At 71.4% G+C, this 8,758-nt stretch carries 9 protein-coding genes and 1 pseudogene; all 10 read right to left on the bottom strand.

Going from position 1 to position 8,758, the window contains the following annotated elements; translation table 11 throughout:
• Positions 1-409 (bottom strand): prephenate dehydrogenase/arogenate dehydrogenase family protein (locus tag HKK72_RS31725; RefSeq protein ID WP_315987553.1); only part of this gene is annotated, 409 nt, incomplete at its 3' end.
• Positions 410-418: 9 nt separating this feature from the next.
• A complete protein-coding gene (gene aroH / locus HKK72_RS31720; RefSeq protein WP_187238118.1) occupies positions 419-781 on the bottom strand; it encodes a chorismate mutase in 363 nt (120 codons plus the stop codon).
• Between the two features lie 12 nt (positions 782-793).
• The gene (locus HKK72_RS31715; RefSeq protein WP_187238117.1) at positions 794-1,525 is read right to left on the bottom strand and encodes a pseudouridine synthase; all 732 of its coding nucleotides are present in this window, start codon (positions 1,523-1,525) and stop codon (positions 794-796) included.
• Positions 1,522-2,169, bottom strand: coding sequence for an SMC-Scp complex subunit ScpB (scpB, locus tag HKK72_RS31710; protein ID WP_187238116.1), 648 nt, complete (start codon positions 2,167-2,169; stop codon positions 1,522-1,524). Before scpB ends, HKK72_RS31715 begins: the two co-directional genes overlap by 4 nt.
• Positions 2,162-3,058 carry a segregation/condensation protein A gene (locus HKK72_RS31705; protein ID WP_187238115.1) on the bottom strand — a complete coding sequence of 299 codons (897 nt, stop codon included), beginning with the start codon at positions 3,056-3,058 and terminating at the stop codon, positions 2,162-2,164. The genes scpB and HKK72_RS31705 overlap by 8 nt, the downstream gene beginning before the upstream one ends.
• Before the next feature lie 115 nt (positions 3,059-3,173).
• Positions 3,174-4,040 (bottom strand): ParA family protein, encoded by an 867-nt coding sequence (locus HKK72_RS31700; protein WP_315987554.1) that lies wholly within the window; start codon positions 4,038-4,040, stop codon positions 3,174-3,176.
• 240 nt (positions 4,041-4,280) lie between these two features.
• Positions 4,281-5,234 (bottom strand): site-specific tyrosine recombinase XerD, encoded by a 954-nt coding sequence (locus tag HKK72_RS31695; protein ID WP_410050362.1) that lies wholly within the window; start codon positions 5,232-5,234, stop codon positions 4,281-4,283.
• A 165-nt stretch (positions 5,235-5,399) separates the two neighbouring features.
• On the bottom strand, positions 5,400-6,044 hold the full coding sequence (locus HKK72_RS31690; RefSeq protein WP_187238113.1) for an NUDIX domain-containing protein: 645 nt from the start codon (positions 6,042-6,044) through the stop codon (positions 5,400-5,402).
• Positions 6,041-7,735, bottom strand: a complete 1,695-nt coding sequence (locus tag HKK72_RS31685; protein WP_222721384.1) for a CTP synthase — start codon at positions 7,733-7,735, stop codon at positions 6,041-6,043. The genes HKK72_RS31690 and HKK72_RS31685 overlap by 4 nt, the downstream gene beginning before the upstream one ends.
• 180 nt (positions 7,736-7,915) lie before the next feature.
• Positions 7,916-8,758, bottom strand: a pseudogene (locus HKK72_RS31680) (hypothetical protein); the annotation flags it as partial.

Genomic DNA, 8,758 nt, shown 5'->3' with positions numbered 1-8,758 from the left:
GGTCGCCTCGCGCGGCGGCGGGACCGGACCGTTCCCGTCCGGCGAGCGGATGGCCGGGCACGAAGCTGCGCAGGTCGCAGCCGAGCTCCATGGCGTCGAGCACCGGCCGGGCCTTCACGCTGGCCACGTCGGTGTAGACGCGGGCAAGGCCCCGCTTCTGCGCGGCGCGGAGCGTCGCCCCGACGGCCGCCACCGGCACCGCCAGCACGGCGATGTCCGCGGGCGCGTCAGGGTCGTCCTCGGGGAGCGCGGAACCGGCGCCGATCTCGACGGCCATCCGCACGGCGGCCTTGTCGTGGTCGGTCAGCAGGACCTCGACACCGCGGGCGCGCATCGCCATGGCGATCGACGTGCCGATCAGGCCGGTCCCGACAATGACCACACGGCGCGGGTCCCCCTGTTTCTCCACCGTGCCAGACTACTGGGCGATGTCGAGCCGGAGGGCGGAAGCGCCACGCAGGTAGACATGTTGCAGGGCCGATCGGGGCCGGTCTGTCTCGATATGAGCCATTAGCCGGATCACCCGTGGCAACGCGTGCGGCACGTTGAGCTCGCTGGCGCACAGCAGAGGCACCTCATGGAAGCCGAGCTTGCGCGCCGCCAGCGCGGGGAACTCGGCGGTCAGGTCGGGCGTCGCCGTGAAGATCACGCTGATGACGTCGTCGGTGGTGAGCTCGTTGCGGCCCATCACCTCGGTGACGAGCTCGGTCGTCGCCCGGAGGATCTGATCCCGGTCATCGGCGTCGACCTGCGTCGCACCCCTGATCGCTCGTACCGTCATCGGTCCCTCCCCCTAAAGGTCCACCGCCGCGTACAGCTCGCCGATCTCTCTGGAGCTCAGCGCCCGCATCGTGCCCGGCTTGAGCGCGCCCAGCCGCACCGGCCCGAACTCCGTGCGCGCCAGCTGGCGGACCGGATGGCCCACCTCCTCGAGCAGCCGCCGCACGATGTGCTTACGGCCCTCGTGCAGGGTCACCTCGACCAGCGCCCGCTTGCCCGCGGTCTCGACGACACGGAACCCGTCGGCCTTGGCGAAGCCGTCGTCGAGCGTCACCCCCTCGCGCAGCCGCCTGCCGAGATCGCGCGGGATCGGGCCGGGCACCTCGGCGAGGTAGGTCTTGCCGACGCCGTAACTCGGATGCGTGAGCCGGTGGGACAGCTCACCGTCGTTGGTGAGCAGGATGAGTCCCTCGGTGTCGGTGTCGAGCCGGCCGACATGGAACAGCCGCTCGGGCACGTCGACATAGTCGGCGAGGCTGCGCCGGCCCTGTGGATCGGACATCGTGCTGACCACGCCACGCGGCTTGTTGACGGCGTAGTAGCGCATCTCGGCGCGGGTCTCGACCCGCTTGCCGTCGACCTGGATCACGGCCGTCTGAGGGTCGACCCGGGAACCGAACCACGCCACCACCTTGCCGTCGACCTTCACCCGGCCATCGGCGATCAGCTGCTCACAGTGGCGGCGGCTGCCGACCCCGGCCTCGGCCAGGACCTTCTGCAACCGGATGCCTTCGTTGTCACTCACGCTTGCGTTTCCTCTAGGCCTTCCACGTCGTCGGGCAGGTACGGGGCGAGGTCGGGCAGTTCCTCGAGACTGGCCAGCCCGAGCCGTTCCAGAAAGTACCTGGTCGTGCGGTACAGGTGGGCCTGCGACTCCGGTTCCTGGCCCGCCTCTTCGATGAGACCGCGCAGCCTCAGCGTCCGGAAGACCCCGTCGCTGTTGACCCCGCGGATGGCCGACACCCGGGCCCGGCTCACCGGCTGGCGGTAGGCCACCACGGCGAGCGTCTCGAGCGCGGCCTGGGTCAGCCGGGCCTGCTGCCCGTCGGTCACGAAGCGCTCCACCACCGGGGCGCAGATGTCCCTGGTGTAGTAGCGCCAGCCACCGGCGATCTCGCGGAGCTCGAAGCCGCGGCCCTGCTCGGTGTACTCCGCGGCGAGTGCGCGCAGGGTCGCCACGACCTCGTCGCGCGGACGCTCCAGGATCTGGGCCAGGGTCACCTCGGGCACCGGCTCGTCCACGACGAGCAGGATCGCCTCGAGCCCGGCCCGCAGACTCGGGAGGTCCCCCGGGGCGGGTTCGGCCACGCGATCGATCACGTCGCCCGCGCGATCGCCCACGGGCGCCGCCGCGTGGTCGCCCGGGAGCGGTTCCGTGTGATCATCCATCCGTGCTGTCACCGTTCGGCTCTCGTGCGCCTTCGTAGTCGTCCCCGACGTCGATCTCGCCCTCGTCGTCGCCGGTCCAGCTCACGTGCAGATCGCCGAGGGGCTCGAGCTGCTCGAAGGACACCGCCTGCTCGCGGTAGAGCTCCAGCAGCGCCAGGAACCGGGCCACGATCTCATAGGTGCCCGGGCAGTCGGAGGTGAGCGCCCGGAAAGTGGCGCGCCGTAGCCGGCGCAGCCTCCCCACGAGGATAGCGGCCTGCTCGCGCACGCTGGCCTGCGGCTGGTAGATGTGCTCGACTGAGACGGTGGGCGGCGCCTTGGGGGTGAGCGCCCTGGCGGCGAGCCGGGCGAACTCGGCGGCGCCCAGCCCGAGGAGCACCTCGGGCAGCAGGTCGGCGAACCTCGGCTCCATGGTGACCAGGCGGGGGAACCGCTTGGCCTCCTCGGCCATCCACCCGGAGAAGACCTGCGCCACCTCCTTGTACGCGCGGTACTGCAGCAGCCGCGCGAACAGCAGGTCCCGGGCCTCGAGAAGGGCGAGATCCTCCTCGTCGTCCACCTCGCCCGACGGCAGCAGCCGGGCGGCCTTGAGGTCGAGCAGGGTCGCGGCGATCAGCAGGAAGTGGCTGGCCTGGTCGAGGTCCCAGTCACGGCCACGGGCTCGGATGAAGGAGATGAACTCGTCGGTCACCTTGTGCAGGGACACCTCGGTGATGTCCAGCTTGTGCTTTGAGATGAGTCCGAGCAGCAGGTCGAAAGGGCCCTCGAAGTTGTCGAGGTGCACCTGGAACTCCGACGACAGCGGGGTCTCGTGCCCGGCCGCCGGTTCCCCGGGGCCGCCACCGTCCGCCAGCGCCTCACTCACCTCACCCACGGTAATCGAGGCCATCCCCCACCTTCCCCGCCGGCGCCATGATCAAGCGATCGTACGGCCTCGGCCGACGGCTATCCCGGCAGGGTCGATTTCCCGGCGGCACGGAGCTCGGCCGGCCCTGCCAGGGGACTCACGCGGCGTTCCGCCACCTCTGCAGGACCTCTTTGGCCAGCCCGCGGTAGGCGTTGGCGCCCATGGACGAGGGGTCGAAGCGCGTGATCGGCTCACCGACGACGGTCGCGTCGGGGAACCGCACGGTGCGGTTGATCACCGTGTGGAAGACCAGGTCACCGAAGGCCTCGACGATCCGGCCGAGGACCTCGCGGGTGTGCAGGGTCCGGGAGTCGTACATGGTGCCGAGGAAGCCGTCGATCTCCAGCTCCGGGTTGATCCGGCCCTGGACCTTCTCGATCGTCTCCATGAGCAGCGCCACACCGCGCATGGCGAAGTACTCGCACTCCAGCGGCACCAGCACACCGTCGCTCGCGGCCAGCGCGTTGATCGTCAGCAGGCCGAGCGACGGCTGGCAATCGATCATGATGAAGTCGTAGAAGGGCACCGCCGGCTTGAGCACCTGGCTGAGGATGTACTCCCGGCCGACCTCGTGCACGAGCTGGACCTCGGCGCCGGACAGGTCGATGTTGCTCGGTAGCAGGTCCATGCCCTCGACGCTGGTCTCGAGGACGACGTCGTCCCACTCGACGTTGCGCTCCAGGAGCAGGTTGTGGACCGTCACGTCCAGCTGGCGCGGGTCGCCCTTGCCCAGGCCGACCGACAGCGCCCCCTGCGGGTCGAAGTCGACGAGCAGCACCCGGCGCCCCTGCTCGGCCAGCGCGGCACCCAGGTTGATGGTGGTGGTCGTCTTGCCGACCCCGCCCTTCTGGTTGCACACCGCCACGATGCGGGCCGGGCCGTGCTCGGACAGCGGCTCCGGATCGGGAAAGGCGGGTACGGGGCGCTGGGTCGGCCCCAGGGCACGCCTAGGATCGGTCTCGATGGCGGCCGAGAGGACCCCCTCGGCCTGCTGTGTGCTGGTCACCAGCGTTCGAACCTCCCCGGCGGCCGCGGTTTGCCGTCAAGACCGGGACTCTACGGATTGACCAACCTTGCGGCAAGCCGACGCGCGCCAATGCTCGTGCTTCGCTTCCGCCGCACGCCGACACGCTTCGCCGACGCCTCACGACGTGTTGACCGACGGTTCACCGCCCTGGGCGCGACCGGCCGTGCGGCGAACCGCTCAGCCCTTCGCGCGCGGATGTGAGGTCGCGTAGACCTCCCGAAGCCGCTGAACCGTCACCAGAGTGTAGACCTGCGTCGTCGTGACCGACGCATGGCCGAGCAACTCCTGCACCACCCTAACGTCCGCGCCGCCGTCGAGCAGATGGGTCGCGAAAGAATGCCGCAAGGTGTGCGGGGAGACGTCCGACAGCCGCGCCCGCTCGGCCGCCGCCCGCAGCACCATCCACGCGCCCTGGCGCGACAGGCGCCCGCCACGGGCGTTCAGGAACAGCGCCGGGGTGCCCCGGCCCGCGCCCGCGAGCGTCGCGCGGGCCCGTACGAGATAGGCGTCGACCGCCCGGCACGCGTAGCCGCCGACGGGGACGACCCGGACCTTGCCGCCCTTGCCGGAGACCCGCACGAACCCGTCGCGGAGATCGAGGTCGTCGAGGTCGAGACCGACGGCCTCGGAGATGCGCGCGCCAGACCCGTACAGGAACTCGAGCAGGGCGCGGTCGCGCAGCGTGCGCGCGCCGTCGCCGGGCCCCGCGGCGCCTAGCAGGCGCTCGACCTCGTCGAGCGAAATGGCCTTGGGTAGCCGGCGCGGCGGTGTGGGCGGTCTGACGTCGCGCGCGGGATCGGCTGCGGTCAGGCCCTCGCGGAGGGCGAACTTGTGCAGCCCCCGCACGGCGACCACCGCCCGGGCGGCCGAGCCCGCCGACAGCGGCGGGTGCTCGTCGTCGCCCTCTCGCATCCCCGCGAGGAACGCCAGCACGTCGGTCTCGGCCACCTGGTCGAAGGCCGTACGGCCGCGCGCCGAGAGCGTGGCCACATAGCGGCGCAGGTCGCGGCGGTAGGAGCTGAGCGTGTTGGCGGCGAGCCCGCGCTCGACGGCGAGGTGACCCAGGTAGGCGTCCATGGTCGACTGCAGCGCCGAGGCGACGGTGGCGTCATGAGCCGTGCTCGCGCTCACGCTCGCCTCCTCACTGCCGCGCGGCCACGGACGGTGGGCGTGATGCCCCACCCGTTCCGCTTGCTCCGCGCCCGTCCATCATGCCCGTTCCCTCCGACAGTACGGGCTTGATCGGCCGGGCCGAGCGCGCCGCGCGGGCCGGGCGTCGCGCGGGCCCAACGCCGGCTACCCCTCGGGCACCTCGGCGGGGCGCAGATCCTTGAACCCGTTGGCGCGCGCGGCGTAGGCGGCCAAGATACCCGTGACCGCGGTCGGATTGTGGAGCTCGCCCCCGAGGACCTTGGCGACGGCCTCGTCCAGCGGCACCCACACCGCGGGCATGTCCGCCTCCTCGTGCACCCGCTCGAAGTCCAGCTCGCCAGCCGGTATCTCACTGAGTCCCCGCGCCAGGAAGATGCGCTGCCGCTCGTCGCTCATGCCGGGACTGGTGAACGTGTCGACCAGGGTGTGCCACCGCTCCGCGCGATAGCCCGCCTCCTCGGCGAACTCGCGCTCGGCGGTCCGCCAGAGCGGCTCACCGTCGACGTCGCGCAGGCCGGCCGGCGCCTCCCAGAGCAGGTGGCCGGCCGGGTGGCGGTACTGCCGGATGAGCAGCACCCGGTCCTCGTCGTCGAGCGCCAGGACGCCCACCGACCCGGGGTGCACGACGACGTCGCGCTCGACGACCTCCGCGCCGTCGCCTCTCGGCATGCGCACCCGCTCCCTGCGGACCCGGAACACGTGGCCGGCGCACAGCTCGATGCCGTCGACGACCTCCCAGCGCTCCGGGGTGTCCCGCACCCTCATGGTGCCGCCGACCGCGCCGCTCATGGGGTGGCGACCGCGTCGGCGCGCCCGCCGTCGCCGCCGCGCGTCTCGGCGTACTCGAGGGCCGAGGCGACGAGACCGGTGAAGAGGGGGTGCGCCCGGGTCGGCCGCGACCGGAACTCCGGATGCGCCTGGGTGGCGACGAAGAACGGATGGCTCTCGCGGGGCAACTCGATGTACTCCACGAGGCGGCCGTCGGGTGAGGTGCCGCTGAAGTTCAGCCCGGCCTTCTCGAGCTGTTCGCGGTAGGCGTTGTTCACCTCGTAACGGTGCCGGTGCCGCTCCTCGACCTTGGGCACGCCGTAGAGCCCTCGCACCAGCGAGCCCTCGGCCAGGTTGGCCGGGTAGAGGCCGAGCCGCATCGTGCCGCCCATGTCGCGCTCGCCGGCGACGACGTCGACCTGGTCGGCCATGGTCGCGATCACGGGGTGCGCGATGCCGTCCTCGAACTCGGTGCTGCCCGCTTCATGGATCCCGGCGAGCGCCCGCGCCGCCTCGATGACCATGCACTGCAGGCCGAGGCAGATGCCGAGGATCGGGATGCGGTTCTCGCGGGCGTACCGCACCGCGCCGATCTTGCCCTCGATGCCGCGGACGCCGAAGCCGCCGGGCACGAGGACGCCGTCGACGCCGTCGAGCTCGCGCTTGGCGCCCTCGGGGGTCGCGCAGTCGTCGCTCTTGACCCAGCGGATGTTCACCCGGGCGTCGTTGTCGAAGCCGCCGTGCCGAAGTGCCTCGGTGACCGACAGGTAGGCGTCCGGCAGGTCGATGTACTTGCCGACCAGCGCGATGACGACCTCGCGGGCCGGGCGGTGGACCCGCCGCAGGAGCTCGTCCCAGTCGCCCCAGTCGACGTCGCGGAACGGCAGCCCGAGCCGCTGGACCACGTAGGCGTCGAGTCCCTCGGAGTGCAGCACCTTGGGGATGTCGTAGATGCTCGCCGCGTCGACGGCCGACACGACCGCCTCCTCGTCCACGTCGCACATCAGGCTGATCTTGTGCTTGAGACCCTGCGTGATCGGCCGGTCGGAGCGGCACACGATCGCGTCGGGCTGGATGCCGATGCTGCGCAGCGCGGCGACGGAGTGCTGGGTCGGCTTGGTCTTGAGCTCGCCGGACGGCCCGATGTAGGGCAGCAGCGACACGTGCAGGAAGAAGCAGTTGTCCCGGCCGATCTCGTGCCTGATCTGCCGTACGGCCTCGAGGAACGGGAGCGACTCGATGTCGCCCACCGTGCCGCCGACCTCGGTGATGACCACGTCGACACCCGACTCGGCCATGCTCCGGATCCGGTCCTTGATCTCGTTGGTGATGTGCGGGATCACCTGCACCGTGTCGCCGAGGTACTCGCCGCGCCGCTCCTTGGCGATCACGTTGGAGTAGACCTGGCCGGTGGTGACGTTGGCGGAGCCGTGCAGTTCGGTGTCGAGGAACCGCTCGTAGTGACCGATGTCGAGATCGGTCTCCGCCCCGTCGTCGGTCACGAAGACCTCCCCGTGCTGGAAGGGGTTCATCGTGCCGGGGTCGACGTTGAGGTAGGGGTCGAGCTTCTGCATGGTGACCCGCAGGCCGCGCAGTGTGAGAAGCCGCCCGAGGCTGGACGCCGTCAACCCTTTACCCAGGCTGGAGGCGACGCCGCCGGTGACGAAAAGGTGCTTGGTAGCCCGTGATCTACCAATGGCTGCCGATGGCAAGAATGCGCTCCCGTGGTCGCTGGCGAGGCGGTCGTGAACCGCCCTGTCCACGGGCCACCAGGATAACAGTTGGACCGGGTGACCTGGCGCGAGGCCTGCCAGTGGCCGTTCACATCTCTGCCTGCCGTGGGCAGGCCGCCGGGCCCGGCGCCGGCGAACGTTTCGATCAGGGCGTGTCGATCAGTGCGTGGGCATGATCCCGCGGAGCTGGCGGGAGAGTTCGTCGATCACACCGCGGGCCTGATCGGCCGCCGAGCGCGCGGCGTCACGCTCGGTGGAGAGCGCCTTCAGCGCGTCGCGCTGCTCGGTGACCGCGTTGGCGAGCTGGTCGACCCACTGATCGCGTTCCTGGAGCTTGGTCAGCGCCGCGTCGCGCTCGGCGGCCATCTGGCGCATCGCCGCGACCGCGCCGTCGCGCTCCCGGTTGGCCTTGTCCACCTGACCACGCGCCAGCGCCATCTCGGAGTCGGCCTGGGCCCGGGTCTGCGCGGCCGAGTCCCTGGCCATCTCGGCCTGCTTGGCCGCCTCCAGCGCCTGCCGGGCGGCCTCCAGCGCCTGCTGGCGTTCGAGCTCGGCCTCCTGCAGCCGCTGGCGGGCCTCATCGGCCTCCTGCCTAGCGGACGCGGCCGCGTGCTGCAGGCTCTGCGACCCCATCTCGGCCTCGCCGACCTTGGCGCGCAGGGTCGGCAGCTCGGCATGGGCCGATTCGAGGGCGCGGGAGAGTTCGCCCACGCGCTCGGCGAGCATGTCGCGCTCGGCCTCGGCGTTGCGGCGAGCGGCCGCCATCTCCTCGACGCGCCGCTGCGCCTCGTCCCTCGCCTCGCGCATCGACTCGCGCTGGGCGAGCATCTGCTGCACGCTGGTCTCGGCCTCGGCGACCCGGCGGTCGGCCTGCTCGGCGAGCGCCCGCGATCGCTGCACCTCGCCCCAGGCCGCGGCCGCGTCACGCTGCGCCTGCTCCCGCTCGGCGAGAGCCTGCTCACGCTCGCTCAACGCCCCGGCGAGCTGCCCCTTGATCTCGCT

It is taken from the genome of Actinomadura sp. HBU206391, from assembly GCF_014323665.1.
In the GTDB taxonomy this organism is placed as follows: domain Bacteria; phylum Actinomycetota; class Actinomycetes; order Streptosporangiales; family Streptosporangiaceae; genus Actinomadura_C.
Note: the sequence above shows the minus strand (reverse complement) of the source record. Positions and strands in the feature narration are given on the sequence as shown.